This is a genomic window from Nocardioides marmoribigeumensis, assembly GCF_031458325.1.
In the GTDB taxonomy this organism is placed as follows: Bacteria; Actinomycetota; Actinomycetes; order Propionibacteriales; family Nocardioidaceae; genus Marmoricola_A; species Marmoricola_A marmoribigeumensis.
Window position 1 is genome coordinate 1,365,028 of sequence record NZ_JAVDYG010000001.1, and the last position, 13,734, is coordinate 1,378,761.

Sequence of the window (13,734 nt, forward strand, 5' to 3'; positions counted from 1 at the left end):
CGACGGCCGCTCAGGCCAGCTGCGCGAGCACCCAGTCCGCCGCGCGACCGGCGGCACGGCCGTCGTCCCACGGGCAGAACTCCTCACGGAACGCCGCCCGGGCCGCCGCCCCGGTGTCCTCGGCCCGGAGCAGGTCGACCACGTCGGAGGTCGTGCGCACCAGCTCGCCGGGGGCGTGCGACTCCAGGTCGACGTAGAACCCGCGCTCGACGTCGCGGTAGTGCTCCAGGTCGGGGGTCAGCAGGACGATCGGGCGGTCGAGCAGCGCGAAGTCGAACATCACCGAGGAGTAGTCGGTGACCAGGACGTCGGCCGCGCAGAACAGCGGCGCGACGTCGGGGAAGCGGGTCACGTCGACCACGCGCTGCGCGCCGGCGAACGCGTCCGCCGACCCGCCGGCGTTGTAGTGCCCGCGCACCAGCACGACCGCGTCGGGCAGCGCGGCGGTCACGCCCGGCGCGTCGAGGAAGAGCGGCTTGGCGTCCCGCACCCCGGCGTGCTCCCGCCACGTGGGGGCGTAGAGCACGACGCGCTGGTCCACGGAGAGGCCGAGCGCCCGGCGCACGCGCGCGCCGGTGGCGGCCCGTCGCTCCGGGTCCACCAGCAGGTCGTTGCGGGGGTAGCCCGACTCGAGCATCGGGCCGTCGTAACGGAACGCCGTGCGGAAGGCGCGGGAGGACAGCGGGTTGGCCGAGACCAGCGCGTCCCAGCCCGCTGCCTGCGCGGCGACGTCGCGGCGGTGCCGCCACACGGCCAGGTCCCCCGGGCCCCGGTCCTCGCCGATCCGCTTCAACGGCGTGCCGTGCCAGGTCTGCAGGTGGACCATCCCCGGCGGCTTGGTCCACCACGACGGCGCCGCCGCGTTGCCGACGTACGCCGCGGCGCCGCGGAGCAGCTCGTGCCACTCCGCCGACCGGCGTACGACGGCCCGCACGCCGGGCGGGGGCGTCACCCGCGGGTCGTCGACCACCAGGGCGAGGTCGAGGTCGGGGGCGCGGTCGTGCAGCGCCCGCGCCACCGGACCGACGTTGTCGTCGGCGGAGCGGCCGTGGAAGGCCTCGAGCAGGACCGTGCGCGGACGGCGGACGGGCGGTCGCTCGCGCAGGACCCGCTGCCCCCGGGCGCTGCGCTCGGTCGTGGTGAGGGCGGTGCCGACGTGGACCTGGAGCCGGCCGGCCGGGCCGACGCCGAGCGCGACGCCCGTGGCGCCCTCGTGCAGGTCGGACGGCTCCGCGAGCAGTCGCGGGTGGGCCCCGACGTCCGGGCCGTCGAGGCGGTAGCGACCTGAGGGGAGCGGGCCGTCGGCACCGAGGCTGGTGGCGGTCAGCGGCAGCGTGAGGACGCGGCCCTCGAGCGAGCCGGCGTGGGCGCGGCCGCGTGGACCGACCAGGGTGCCCGGCCGGTCGACGGGCGCGTCGAGGGTCACCCGCAGCGTCGCGTCACCGACCTCCGCCGCCACGACGCGCGGCGCGCCTCGGGGTGGGTCGGGGATCCAGTCGGGCTCGATCACGTGGTGGCGCCCCGAGGTGCCGACCCGGACGTAGGACAGCTCGGTGCCGGTCGCCGCGACCACCCGGAACCCGGCCGCGACGTGGTGCTCGTGCGCCCGGCCGACCGCGACGGCGACCTGGCCGTCCTCCCAGGGGCGGACGTAGGTGTCCAGCCACACCCCGCCCATGCCGAGCTGGACGTCGGGCTCGAGGCCGGGGCGGTAGTCGGTCCACGCGACGCCGAGCAGGTGGGTCTCGTCGCCCTCCCGCCAGGCGTGGAGCAGCGCGGCGTGGCTGACCCGGTCGACGTCCTCGATGCGGCGCCACTCCTCGGGCATGGTGGAGACCGCCGCGCTCAGCCCGTCGGGGAGATCGACCAGCCCGGAGGGGGCGTCGTAGGGCAGGCCGGTCGGGTGGTCGCCGTCGTGGTCGAGCAGCAGCGCGAGGTCCTCCCAGGTGCCGTGCGCCGCGGCGTACGCCGCCCGGCGGGCCGAGACCGGGACGTGCGCGACCCGGTGGCCCTCCACGAGGTCGCGAACGAGGGGCCGCAGCGCCTCGAGGTGGGCCGGGCCGCCGCCGATCGCGTCGACGTAGGCCCGCGGCAGGTGGCGGGCGAGCAGGTCCTCCTCCAGGTCGAGCGCCGCGAGCGACGGGGGCAGGTCGCGCAGGAGCTCGAGGAGGCCGCGGGTCCGCTCCTCGGCGAGGTCCACCCGGAAGCGCCGCTGCTCCGCGAGGGGCAGGTGCGAGTCCCCGGCGCCCGGGGTCCACCAGGCACCGGCCACCCCCGGCGTGGCGTCGCCCAGGGTCGCCGCCACGTCCACCGCTCGGGCGGTCAGCGGCGAGGCGTCCGTGGAGGTCCAGCGCGCCGCGGGCGCGACCACGTTGCGCGGGTCTGCCGGCCCGCCCCGGCCGGCCGGGCACACCACGGGCAGCCCCCGCTCGCGCGCGAGGTCGACCGCTCCGCGGAGCACCGCCGGGTCGAGGACCGCGTCGGGCTCGAGCCGCAGCAGCAGGTCGGTCCCGTCGCAGCCGGCCACCGGGTCGTCGTCGCCTCGGGCCACGAGGAGCACGGCCGTCGGCGAGACCTCGCGCAGGGCCTCGGCCAGCGCGTCGAGGTGGGCCTGCGTGGTCCAGGGCTCGGGCCGCACCAGGCCGACGAGCCGGGTCCGGCAGCCCAGGCGCTCACGCGCTCCCCTGAGCCGGTGGCGAGCGGCGCGCGCGAGTCGTCCCCAGCTGCTCATCCCACGAGCCTAGGGGAGGGCCCGCGCCGGCCTCACGCCCGGCGGCGCTGCTCCACGACCCGCCCCGCGGTGGCGCGCTCCTCCCACGTCAGGAGCTCGACGACGGTGTCCTGGTCGAGGCCGGGGACGACCTCCCAGGCGGCCAGCTCGTCGATCAGGTCGGGGCGGCGGTCGGCCAGCTCGGCCTCGAGCTCGGCCTCGAGCTCGACGACGCGGACCTGCGCCGTCCGTGCGCGGACCGCGGCCTGACGCGCACGGGCCTCGGCCTCGTCGGCGCGGACCTCGGCCAGCCGCAGGATCCCGCGCAGCTCGGCTGCCAGGCGCTCGGCGTGCAGCACGCGGTCACGCATGCGGGAGGCGAACAGCGTGTGCTCGGCCTTGCGCTCGAGGACCAGCGAGCGGTAGGCGCGGGCCTGGTCGACCCGGTCCTCGGCGTGGCCGCGCCGCTCGTCGAGCACCTGGTCGTGGGCCAGCCGGGCAGCCACCCAGGACAGCACGACCGCGGCGACGACGGCGGCCACGAGGGCCCCCACCGTGCCGACCAGCAGGGCGACCACGGCGGCCGCGGTGGACAGGGAGAGGAGGGCGAGCGCGGCCACCAGGCGGCGCGGACGCTCACGACGGCGAGGGGAGGTGACACGCGTCATGCGCCGAGGCTAGACCAACAGGACCGCGGAATCGTGGAGGCGAGCGTCGACCGGGGCGGCTCCCGGCTAGGACGCGTCGTCGTCCTTGCGGACCCGGCAGGCGCGCTCGAGCAGCAGGGACGCGACCACGATGAGGGCTCCGGCCACGCCCGCGACGGCGCTGTGGACGATGCGTTCGCCGCCGAGCTCGGCAGACGTGCCCACCCAGGTCAGGGCGTAGCCGACGTAGCCGCCACCCACCAGCGCCCCGACCAGGGCGCACGACTTGGCCAGCACCAGGCGGTTGACCGCCTGGTGGGGCAGCAGCCGTGGGACCGGACGGCCCATCTGGGAGGGTCGCTGGAAGACCCGGTGGGTCACCCACGCGGCATAGCCCAGGATCCCCGCGACCAGCAGGAGCGCCAGGGGCGGGAGCCAGCTGACCCGGGGGGCCGGGTCGCCGAGCGCGACGGAGACCGGCCGCACGGCCCAGCCCCCGACCAGCCCGACGAGCCCGAGGACCACCAGGGGGCCGGCGGAGGTCGGACCCAGGCGACCGGGGTCGGGAGAGGCGGGGTCGGGGGGCTCTGGCGCCTCGGGGCGGGGCGCCGGCTCGCGGCTCACGGGTCGGTCAGCGCCCGCGGTCAGACGTGCAGCTCGAGGTCCTCGCGGCGCTCGACGCCGCCGTGTCCGGTCTTCTCCAGGAGATCGGCGATCGGGCCCTGGCCCGGGATCTCGGCGTCGGGCTCGACCTCGTGCCACGGCACCAGGACGAAGGCGCGCTCGTGGGCGCGCGGGTGCGGGAGCGTCAGGTCCTCCTCGTGGGCCTTGCGCTTGCCGACCACGATGAGGTCGACGTCCAGCGGACGGGGGGCGTTGCGCTCGCCGTTGCGCTCGCGGCCGAAGGCGGACTCGATCGCCAGCGCCCGGTCGAGCAGGAGGTGGGCCGGGAGGGTCGAGTCCAGGAGGACCACGGCATTGAAGAACGACTCGGACCCCGCCGGGGCGTCGACCGGCTCGGTCTCGTAGACCGAGGACACCGCGGTCACGAAGACCCCGGGGGTGTCGGCCAGCGCGGCGACGGCACCCTGGAGCTTCTGCAGGCGCTCGCCCATGTTGCTGCCCAGGGCGACCACGCACCGGCGGATCGGCCGCATCTCGCCGGTGATCGTGTCGGCATCGACGATGTGCGGGTTGGGAGTCTCAGTCATCCACGTCTCCGAGTGATGGTCAGGGCGACGTCGGAGAACGTCGCCTCGATGGGGGCGTCGGGCTTGTGCACGGTCACGTGCGCCCACGCGACCCGCTCGTCCTCCAGGCAGAGGTCGGCGATGCGCTGGGCCAGGGTCTCGATGAGGTCGACGGGATCGTGCTCGATCGCCTCCTTCACTCGCGTGCTGAGCGTCCCGTAGTCGACGGTGTCGCGCAACAGGTCGCTGCGGGCGGCAGGCCGGGTGTCGACCCCGAGGGTCAGGTCCACCTTGAACACCTGACCGTCGCGACGCTCGTGCTCGAGGACCCCGTGATGACCCCACGCCTCGAGCCCGAGCACGCTCAGCCGGTCGCTGATCGGGTCGGGCGCGGTGGGGGTCGCGGTGGGGTGGTCCATGAGGTCACGACACTACCTGCGGCCCCGGGCCGTCACCCATCCGGACCAGGACCCGGCGGACGTGACCCACCCCACGGGGTGATCCCTGTCTCGGCGGGGCAGGATCAGCCCTCGGCCCAGCGGGCCGCGACCCGGACCGCGTCGGCGGTGGCCCGCACGGCGTGGACGCGGACGCACCAGGCGCCAGCAACCGCGGCGAGCGTGGCCGTCGCGGTGGTCGCGTCGTCGCGGTCCACGGGCGCGCGCAGCGTCTCCCCGTCGCGCAGCAGCTCGCCCAGGAACCGCTTGCGGCTCGTGGCCACCAGGACCGGGAGCCCGAGCTGGTGGATCGCGGCGAGGCCGTGCAGCACGGCCCAGTTGTGCGCCGCGGTCTTGGCGAACCCGATGCCGGGGTCCAGGCACACCCGGTCGGGGTCGACCCCGGCCTCGGCCGCCGCGTCGACGCGCGACTCCAGCTCCCGGCGTACGTCGGCGACCACGTCGTCGTAGTCGGCGTGCTCCTGCATCGTCGTGGAGTGGCCGCGCCAGTGCATGAGGACGTAGGGGACCTCGAGCCGGGCGACGGTGGCGAACATCTCGGGGTCGGCCAGGCCCCCGGACACGTCGTTGACCAGCACCGCCCCCGCGTCGACCGCCTCCGCGGCGAGGCCCGCGCGCATGGTGTCGACCGAGACGCGCACGCCGGCCGCGCTCAGCGCCGCGACGACGGGCAGCACCCGGGCCCGCTCCTCGTCGGGGTCGACCCGGGCCGCACCCGGCCGGGTCGACTCGCCGCCGACGTCGACGAGGTCGGCGCCCTCGGCGGCCAGGCGCAGGCCGTGGGCGACGGCGGCCTCGGGGTCGAGGTAGCGCCCGCCGTCGGAGAACGAGTCGGGGGTGGTGTTGAGCACCCCCATGACCAGGCAGCGGTCGAGACCGGCGAGGTCGGGGGGCAGGCCGGACGGCGTGCGCCGTGCGACGCCCTCGGGCATGGTCAACGGGTCCCGTGCATGATCAGGCTCATCGCCTCGGCGCGGGTGGCCGGGTTGTGCATCGTGCCGCGGATGGCGGAGGTGATCGTCTTGGCGCCGGGCTTGCGCACCCCGCGCATGGTCATGCACAGGTGCTCGGCCTCGATCACCACGATGACGCCCTGCGCGCCGAGGATCCGCAGCAGCGCGTCGGCGATCTGGGTGGTCAGGCGCTCCTGCACCTGCGGGCGCCGTGAGAACACGTCGACCAGGCGGGCCAGCTTGGACAGCCCGGTGATCCGGCCGTCGTCGCCGGGGATGTAGCCGATGTGGGCCACGCCGGTGAACGGCACGAGGTGGTGCTCGCACATCGACCACAGCTCGATGTCGCGCACGAGGACGAGCTCCTCGTGGCCGGCGTCGAAGGTGGTGGTGAGCACCTCCTCCGGCGAGGCACGCATTCCGGCCAGCAGCTCGGCGTAGGCGCGCGCCACGCGGGCCGGGGTGTCCTGCAGGCCCTCGCGGTCGGGGTCCTCCCCCACCGCGAGCAGCAGCTCGCGCACGGCGGCCTCGGCCCGGTCGTGGTCGTAGGCCGGCAGGTCGTCGTAGGACGGCGGGGTGATCGGCGAGACGCGCGACTCGGCGGTCGCGCCACGGTCATCGGTCATGCTCTGTCCTGCACTGTCCGGCACTGTCCTGCTCAGGCCTCGGTGGACGGGTTGGTGCCCGGGACCGGGGGCGTGCCGTGCAGGTCGCCACCGGCGCCGGGGGGCGTGATGACCGCGGCTCCCTCGGGCTCCTCCGGGGCGACGTCCTCCAGCGCGCTGCGCGGGACCTCGACCGGCGGCTTGTCCGACGGCTCGCGGGTCGGGGACCCGGTCCACGCGGGGCGCACCGGACGCCGCCGCAGCGGCACGAAGACCTCGGCGACCTGCTCCTTGTCGAGGGTCTCCTTCTCCAGGAGCGCCAGGACGAGCGAGTCGAGCACGTCGCGGTTCTCCTCGAGGATGTCGAAGGCCTCCTGGTGCGCGGTGGCGAGGAGCTTCTTGGTCTCCTCGTCGACGATCGCGGCGACGTCCTCGGAGTAGTTGCGCGTGTGCCCGAAGTCGCGGCCCAGGAACGGCTCGCCGTTGGACTCGCCCAGCTTGATCGCGCCCAGCCGCTCGGTCATGCCGAACTGGGTGACCATCGCGCGGGCCAGGGACGTGGCCTTCTCGATGTCGTTGCCGGCGCCCGTGGTCGGGTCGTGGAAGACCATCTCCTCGGCCGCCCGACCACCGAGCATGTAGGCGAGCTTGTCGAGCATCTCGGAGCGGGTCTGGGAGTACTTGTCCTCGTCGGGCAGCACCATCGTGTAGCCCAGCGCCCGGCCCCTCGGCAGGATCGTGACCTTGTGCACCGGGTCGGTGCCCGGCAGCGCCGCGGCCACCAGGGCGTGGCCGCCCTCGTGGTAGGCCGTGATGAGCTTCTCCTTCTCGCTCATCAGGCGGGTGCGCTTCTGCGGGCCGGCGATGACACGGTCGATCGCCTCGTCGAGCGCCTCGGCGTCGATCAGCTTGGCGTTCTGGCGCGCGGTGAGCAGCGCGGCCTCGTTGAGCACGTTGGCCAGGTCGGCACCGGTGAAGCCCGGCGTGCGCCGCGCCACCGACAGCAGGTCGATGCCCGGGGCCATCGGCTTGCCGCGGGCGTGGACCTGCAGGATCTGGTGGCGCCCGGCCAGGTCGGGGGCCTCGACGGCGATCTGACGGTCGAAGCGGCCGGGCCGCAGCAGCGCCGGGTCGAGGATGTCGGGGCGGTTGGTGGCCGCGATGAGGATGACCCCGCCACGCACGTCGAAGCCGTCCATCTCGACCAGCAGCTGGTTGAGGGTCTGCTCGCGCTCGTCGTGGCCGCCGCCCATGCCGGCGCCGCGGTGGCGGCCGACGGCGTCGATCTCGTCGATGAAGACGATCGCGGGGGCGTTCTCCTTGGCCTGCTCGAACAGGTCGCGCACACGGGAGGCGCCGACACCGACGAACATCTCGACGAAGTCGGAGCCGGAGATGGAGTAGAACGGCACGCCCGCCTCACCCGCGACGGCGCGGGCCAGCAGCGTCTTGCCGGTGCCGGGCGGCCCGTAGAGCAGCACGCCCTTGGGGATCTTGGCGCCGACGGCCTGGAACTTGGCCGGCTCCTGGAGGAACTCCTTGATCTCGCCGAGCTCCTCGATCGCCTCGACGCAGCCCGCGACGTCGGAGAACGTCGTCTTGGGCATGTCCTTGCTGATCAGCTTGGCCTTGGACTTGGCGAACTGCATGACGCGGCCGCCGCCACCCTGGACCTGGTTCATCATGAAGACGAACAGCAGGATGATCAGCACGAACGGCAGGAACGTCGCGAGGATCTGGCCGATCAGGCTCGGCTGGGGGTTCTCGGAGTTGTACTTCTCGATGTTGCCCTCGTCGACCTGGCGTGCGGCCGCCTGGATGAGGTCGTTCTGCTGACCGTCGACCCAGTGCGTGAGCACCTTCTTGTCGTTGTCCAGGGTCGCGCGGATCTCCTGGTCCTGGTCGATGAAGGTGATGTCCTTGATCTTGCCGTCGGCGATGTACTTCGCCATCGTGGAGGTCTGGACCTCGTCGTAGCCGCCGTTGGGCACGAGGTACTGCAGTGCCACCAGGACGCCGACCACCGCCAGGACGATCCAGAGCCATGGGCCTCGGAAGATGCGCTTCACGTCCATGCACCGGGGCGGACCCCGACCTCCTGATGTGTCGACGACAGGACCCGCTCCAGCCCGAAGGGGTCGACTGAACCGTACACGGCAGTCCCACGGGCGTGCCCGGGGTCACGTGTGCTCAGGAGTACACCGCGGGCGCGAGGGTGCCGATGCAGCGCAGGTTGCGGTAGCGCTCGGCGTAGTCGAGGCCGTAGCCGACGACGAAGGCGTTGGGGATGTCGTAGCCGACGTACTTGACGTCGACGCTCATCTGCAGGGCGTCGGGCTTGCGCAGCAGGGTGCAGATCTCCACCGACGCCGGGCCGCGCGAGGACAGGTTGCGCACCAGCCAGGACAGCGTGAGGCCGGTGTCGATGATGTCCTCGACGATCAGCACGTGCCGGCCGGTGATGTCGGTGTCGAGGTCCTTGAGGATGCGCACCACGCCGCTGGACTTGGTGCCGGAGCCGTAGGACGAGACCGCCATCCAGTCCATCTCGACGTGGCGGCTGAAGGAGCGGGCGAGGTCGGCCATCACCATGACCGCGCCGCGCAGGACGCCGACGATCAGCAGGTCCTTGCCCTCGTAGTCGCGCTCGACGTCCGCGGCCAGCTCGGAGAGCCGGCGGTGGATGTCCTCCTCGGTGAAGAGCACGTCGATCAGGTCGTCGGCGATGTGAGCGGCATCCACGGGCGTCAGCCTGCCACAGGACCGGGCAGGTCCGGCCGGGAGTCGACCAGGCGGAGGACGTCGCCCCGTCGCTCGGCCCTCACGTGGCCCGGGAGGTCGAGGTCGCGGGGCTCCCCCCGCGGGTCCTCGACCATCGCGTCGAGCGCCTGGACGTGACCGTAGGTGAGGTCCCTCGCGGGTGCCCCGGCCGCGAGCGCGGCCAGGCGCAGCACCCGGGTGCGCACGGCCCGGGTGAGCCCACGCAGGTCCTCGACCGCCACCCCCACCCCGAGGTCGTGCCGCTGCTGCTGTGCCTGCGCCTCGTCGTCGAGCGCCTCCACGTCCTCGCGCAGCAGGTGACCGGTGCGGGCGAGGGCGCGGGCGACCCCGGGTCCGAGCTCGGCCTCGAGCAGCGGCATCACGACGTGGCGCACGCGCGCGCGCAGGAACCGCTGGTCGAGGTTGTGCGGGTCCTCCCAGGGCTCGATCGCCTCGGCCCGGCAGGCGGCCTCGGTCTGGGGCCGGGTGACCTCGCGCAGGAACGGCCGCACGAACAGCGGGCCGTCGGCGCCGTCGCGGAACCCGTCCCGCATGCCCGCCAGGCTGCGGGGGCCACTGCCCTGGGTCAGCCCCAGGAGCACGCTCTCGGCCTGGTCGTCGACCGTGTGACCGAGGAGGACGGTGCCCGCTGCGAAGTGGCGGGCGAGCCGGTCGAGCGCGGCGTACCTCGCCTCGCGGGCCCCCGCCTCGATGCCGCCCGGCCCCGGGTCGACGGTGACCCTGATCGACGCGGTCTCGTCGGCGCCCAGGTCGGCCATCTGCCGGACGACGCGGGCGGTGTGCTCGGCGGAGCCGTCCTGCAGGCCGTGGTCCACGACCGCGCCGACGACACGGGTCGCGGTGCGTCGGGTCTCGAACACCGTGGCGGCCAGGAGGGCGAGCGAGTCGGCCCCGCCCGAGCACGCGACGAGGACCGTGCCCGCGTCGCCCACCACCCGGCGTACGGCGAGGCGGACCGCGGCGACCGCCGGGTCGGGTCCGGTCACCCGTGCACGCGGCGGACCCAGGCGGCGGGGTCGCCGATCTCGGCCTTGGAGGGCAGGTTGTCGGGCTCCACCCACACCTTGTTGAAGCCGTCCATGCCGACCTCGTCGACGACGGCGCGGACGAATTTGGCACCGTCGCGGTACTGCGCCATCTTGGCGTCGAGGCCGAGCAGCCGGCGGACCAGGCGGTCCAGCGAGCTCGCGCCCTTGCGGCGGCGGTTGAACCTCTCGCGGATGCGGTCGACGCTGGGGATGACCTCGGGCCCCACCCCGTCCATCACCACGTCGGCGTGGCCCTCGAGCAGCGACATCATGCCGGTGACCCGGTCGATGATCTCGCGCTGCGCGGGAGTGGCGAACAGGTCGAGCAGGCTGCCGTCGCCCTTGCCGGACAGCACGTCGCCGGCCCGCCTCGCCGCGTCACCGAGGGCCGACACCATCGCGCCGGGTTCGAGGTCGAGACCCCCGACCAGGCCCTCGACCTGCTGCTCGAGGTGGTCGCGCATCCAGGGGACCGCGGTGAACTGCACCCGGTGGGTCTCCTCGTGCAGGCACACCCACAGGCGGAAGTCGTGGGGATCGACCTCCAGCTCGCGCTCCACCGAGACGATGTTGGGGGCCACCAGGAGCAGCCGGCCGACCTCGGCCGAGCCCGGCTCGCCGTGGAAGGGGTCGAACTGCCCGAGCACCTTGCCGGCCAGGAAGCCGAGCAGCCCGCCGACCTCGAGACCGGTGACCTTGCTGCCGATCGCGTCGGCGATGCCCTCCCCGGGGACCTTGCCGCGCTTCTCCAGCAGCTTGTCGACCACGGGGCTGAGCAGCCGGTCGAAGCCGTCGGCGTTGGCCTGCACCCAGCCGCGGCGGTCGACCACCAGCACGGGCGCGGACGCCTCCTGCGCGACCAGCCCGGTGAAGTCACGCACCAGCGGCGTCGAGCGATGGGCGTCGTCCCGCAGCTCGGCGACCACCTCGTCGGCCTCGGCCCGGCTCACCTGCGGTCCGGGGCCGGCCAGCTTGGTCGCGGCGTTGACCGCGAGGTTCCAGTCGACCATCTTCCCGCCCTGCCCGCTCATGCCCGCGAGCCTACGTGCCGGGGCTCAGGCCAGGCAGGCGCACGCCGCGAGCGCGGAGGCGATGCGGTCGAGCTGGGCGCGGGTGAACAGGACGTTGGGCTCCTTGACCCGGTCGGTCAGCGCGGCGAACAGCATGACCGCGCCGTCGCGGCCGACCGCGACCCCCGCGAGGCCGTGCACCCCACGAAGGGTGCCGGTCTTGGCCCGCACCCGGCCCAGCCCCGCGTCGGCCCGGTCGTCGAAGCGCATGAGCAGCGAGCCGCTGAACCCCGCCACGGGCAGCCCGGAGGCCACCCCCTCGAGCTCGGGGTGGTCGGGGTCGACCGCGTGCGCGAGCACGTCGACCAGCGTCACCGGGTTGATCCGGTCGTCGCGCGAGAGCCCGCTGCCGTCGTACGTCGTGAGGCGGTTGAGCCGGACCCCGAGGCCACCGAGCACCGCGCGGACCGCGGCGGCTCCCCCGGCGAACGAGGCGTCGCCGCCCTGGGCGAGCGCGACGTGCCGGGCCAGCACCTCCGCGCCCTCGTTGTCGCTGGCCTCGAGGACGTGCTGGACGATCTCGACCAGCGGCGCGCTCTCCACCCTCGCGACCTCCCCGGCACCCTGCGGCGCCGTGCCCGACCGGGCGGGACCGACCCGCAGGCCCGCCCGCCGGAGCTCGTCGCGGAAGACGCGGCCCGCCTCGGCCGGCGGGTCCGCCACGCGGGCGCCGTACCCCCCGGTGTCACGGCCCTCGTCGACCCACAGGGCGCTGATCGGGCTCACCACGTTGGTGGGGACGTAGTCCGGCTCCCAGTGCGGGTTGACCGCGGGTCCGGTGAACAGCGAGGCGTCGTAGGTCAGCCGCAGCCGTCCGGCCGGCGCCGTGCTGCGCAGCGCCCGGGCGGTGCGACGGGCCAGCGTGCGCAGGTCGGCACGGTCGGGGTAGAGGCCCGGCTCGGGCGCCCGCTCCAGCAGCGGGTCTCCCCCACCGACGAGGGTCAGCGTGCGCCCGCTGCGCACGACCGTGGTGGCGAAGCGGTGCTGGGGCCCGACCACCTCGAGCGCGGCCAGCGAGGTGAGCAGCTTGAGGGTCGAGGCGGGCATCATCACCGCCGGCCCCGAGCGGTAGACCGGCACGCCATCGGTGCCCGCGACCACGACCGCGACGTCGCGGCCGAGCTTCTTGTTGGCCGCCAGCCGCGACACGGCCCGGCCGATGGCGTCCCGGTCCAGCTCTGCCCCGCGCAGCGCCGCGGCGACCGGCCTCGCTGCCGGGGCCTCGGGGAGCTCGAGGCCCGGGGGCGGCGCCACGGCCTGCGGCTCGAGCGCGGGGTCGGGGGCGGCCAGGCCCGTGCGGTCGCCGAGGTCGAGCACGTGGACCAGCGCCGTCGCGACGAGCACGAGCACGACGCCCGCCTCCGTCGTACGCCGGAGCAGGCGGCCGCGGTCCCGCGGCGGCTCGGCGGGCGTGGCCGGCGTTGTGGCCGGCTCGACCGGCTCCTCGTGGGGCTCGTCCCCTCCCGGTGCCTCTGCGGGCGCCTCTGCCGGTGCCTCTGCCGGTGCCTCTGCCGGTGCCTGTGCGGGCGCCTCGCCCGGTGCCGTCTCGGGGGCTTCCTCCACCACGCTCTCGGCGTGGGGTCGGTCACCTTCGGGCATGGACTGTCCCCTCGAGATGCATGGGCAGCGGGTTCTGCGGGAGACTAGCCGACGACCCCGCCCGTTCTGGTGGCAGCAACCGGCGACAGGCCGACGACTGGAGGAAGTCAGTGGAGTTCGACGTCTTGGTGGAGATCCCCAAGGGACAGCGCAACAAGTACGAGGTCGACCACGAGAGCGGGCGCATGCGGCTCGACCGCACGCTGTTCACCTCCACGCAGTACCCCGCCGACTACGGCTTCATCGAGAACACCCTGGGTCTCGACGGCGACCCGCTCGACGCGATGGTGCTCCTCATGGAGCCGACCTTCCCCGGCTGCCTGATCAAGTGCCGCGCGATCGGCATGTTCCGCATGACCGACGAGGCCGGCGGCGACGACAAGGTCCTCTGCGTCCCGACGACCGACCCGCGCATGGAGCACCTGCGCGACATCGACCACGTCTCCAAGTTCGACCGGCTGGAGATCCAGCACTTCTTCGAGGTCTACAAGGACCTCGAGCCCGGCAAGTCCGTCGAGGGCGCCAACTGGGTCGGCCGCATCGAGGCCGAGGCCGAGGTCTCCGCGTCGTTCAAGCGCGCCACGGACGCCGGCTACACCACCCACTGAGGGCCGGTTCGGTTTCACTAGGTACCTAGTGACGTTCGCACTCCCCGAGCGAAGTTTCGCTCGGGGAGTGTCAGTTTCACTAGGT

13 protein-coding genes are annotated in these 13,734 nt (G+C 74.2%); 1 reads left to right on the forward strand and 12 read right to left on the reverse strand.

The features are described from left to right. Positions 1–10: 10 nt before the first annotated feature. The 12 genes from J2S63_RS06580 to dacB form a co-directional block, all read right to left on the reverse strand. Positions 11–2,731 (reverse strand): CDP-glycerol glycerophosphotransferase family protein, encoded by a 2,721-nt coding sequence (locus tag J2S63_RS06580; protein ID WP_310300189.1) that lies wholly within the window; start codon positions 2,729–2,731, stop codon positions 11–13. Positions 2,732–2,763: 32 nt separating this feature from the next. Next, positions 2,764–3,378, reverse strand: a complete 615-nt coding sequence (locus tag J2S63_RS06585) for a hypothetical protein (protein WP_310300191.1) — start codon at positions 3,376–3,378, stop codon at positions 2,764–2,766. Positions 3,379–3,444: 66 nt separating this feature from the next. After that, positions 3,445–3,981 carry a DUF3180 domain-containing protein gene (locus J2S63_RS06590; RefSeq protein WP_310300193.1) on the reverse strand — a complete coding sequence of 179 codons (537 nt, stop codon included), beginning with the start codon at positions 3,979–3,981 and terminating at the stop codon, positions 3,445–3,447. 20 nt (positions 3,982–4,001) lie between these two features. Next, positions 4,002–4,568, reverse strand: coding sequence for a 2-amino-4-hydroxy-6-hydroxymethyldihydropteridine diphosphokinase (gene folK / locus J2S63_RS06595; RefSeq protein WP_310300196.1), 567 nt, complete (start codon positions 4,566–4,568; stop codon positions 4,002–4,004). Further along, positions 4,565–4,966, reverse strand: a complete 402-nt coding sequence (folB, locus tag J2S63_RS06600) for a dihydroneopterin aldolase (RefSeq protein WP_310300200.1) — start codon at positions 4,964–4,966, stop codon at positions 4,565–4,567. Before folB ends, folK begins: the two co-directional genes overlap by 4 nt. Positions 4,967–5,070: 104 nt before the next feature. Further along, complete coding sequence (gene folP, locus J2S63_RS06605; RefSeq protein WP_310306619.1) at positions 5,071–5,862, reverse strand: dihydropteroate synthase; 792 nt, start codon at positions 5,860–5,862, stop codon at positions 5,071–5,073. Positions 5,863–5,939: 77 nt separating this feature from the next. Then, entirely contained in the window at positions 5,940–6,584 is a 645-nt protein-coding gene (gene folE / locus J2S63_RS06610; protein WP_310300203.1) for a GTP cyclohydrolase I FolE, read from the reverse strand. Positions 6,585–6,616: 32 nt separating this feature from the next. Next, complete coding sequence (ftsH, locus tag J2S63_RS06615) at positions 6,617–8,638, reverse strand: ATP-dependent zinc metalloprotease FtsH (RefSeq protein WP_310300204.1); 2,022 nt, start codon at positions 8,636–8,638, stop codon at positions 6,617–6,619. A 115-nt stretch (positions 8,639–8,753) separates the two neighbouring features. Then, complete coding sequence (gene hpt / locus J2S63_RS06620; RefSeq protein WP_310300205.1) at positions 8,754–9,305, reverse strand: hypoxanthine phosphoribosyltransferase; 552 nt, start codon at positions 9,303–9,305, stop codon at positions 8,754–8,756. 5 nt (positions 9,306–9,310) lie between these two features. Next, positions 9,311–10,330, reverse strand: coding sequence for a tRNA lysidine(34) synthetase TilS (gene tilS, locus J2S63_RS06625; RefSeq protein ID WP_310300207.1), 1,020 nt, complete (start codon positions 10,328–10,330; stop codon positions 9,311–9,313). Next, entirely contained in the window at positions 10,327–11,403 is a 1,077-nt protein-coding gene (locus tag J2S63_RS06630) for an Rv3626c family coenzyme F420 biosynthesis-associated protein (RefSeq protein ID WP_310300210.1), read from the reverse strand. The genes tilS and J2S63_RS06630 overlap by 4 nt, the downstream gene beginning before the upstream one ends. A 24-nt stretch (positions 11,404–11,427) precedes the next feature. Next, on the reverse strand, positions 11,428–13,041 hold the full coding sequence (gene dacB, locus J2S63_RS06635; RefSeq protein ID WP_310300213.1) for a D-alanyl-D-alanine carboxypeptidase/D-alanyl-D-alanine endopeptidase: 1,614 nt from the start codon (positions 13,039–13,041) through the stop codon (positions 11,428–11,430). A gap of 110 nt (positions 13,042–13,151) precedes the next feature. Here dacB and J2S63_RS06640 point away from each other — a divergent pair, with 110 nt between their 5' ends. After that, positions 13,152–13,649, forward strand: coding sequence for an inorganic diphosphatase (locus tag J2S63_RS06640; RefSeq protein WP_310300214.1), 498 nt, complete (start codon positions 13,152–13,154; stop codon positions 13,647–13,649). Positions 13,650–13,734: the final 85 nt, after the last annotated feature.

Bases quoted from the DNA above. Each gene is read 5' to 3' on its own strand.
- dacB (WP_310300213.1), bottom strand. From the start codon at position 13,041: ATGCCCGAAGGTGACCGACCCCACGCCGAGAGCGTGGTGGAGGAAGCC.
- ftsH (WP_310300204.1), bottom strand. From the start codon at position 8,638: ATGGACGTGAAGCGCATCTTCCGAGGCCCATGGCTCTGGATCGTCCTG.
- J2S63_RS06580 (WP_310300189.1), bottom strand. From the start codon at position 2,731: ATGAGCAGCTGGGGACGACTCGCGCGCGCCGCTCGCCACCGGCTCAGG.
- folK (WP_310300196.1), bottom strand. From the start codon at position 4,568: ATGACTGAGACTCCCAACCCGCACATCGTCGATGCCGACACGATCACC.
- J2S63_RS06585 (WP_310300191.1), bottom strand. From the start codon at position 3,378: ATGACGCGTGTCACCTCCCCTCGCCGTCGTGAGCGTCCGCGCCGCCTG.
- folB (WP_310300200.1), bottom strand. From the start codon at position 4,966: ATGGACCACCCCACCGCGACCCCCACCGCGCCCGACCCGATCAGCGAC.
- folE (WP_310300203.1), bottom strand. From the start codon at position 6,584: ATGACCGATGACCGTGGCGCGACCGCCGAGTCGCGCGTCTCGCCGATC.
- folP (WP_310306619.1), bottom strand. From the start codon at position 5,862: ATGGGGGTGCTCAACACCACCCCCGACTCGTTCTCCGACGGCGGGCGC.
- J2S63_RS06630 (WP_310300210.1), bottom strand. From the start codon at position 11,403: ATGAGCGGGCAGGGCGGGAAGATGGTCGACTGGAACCTCGCGGTCAAC.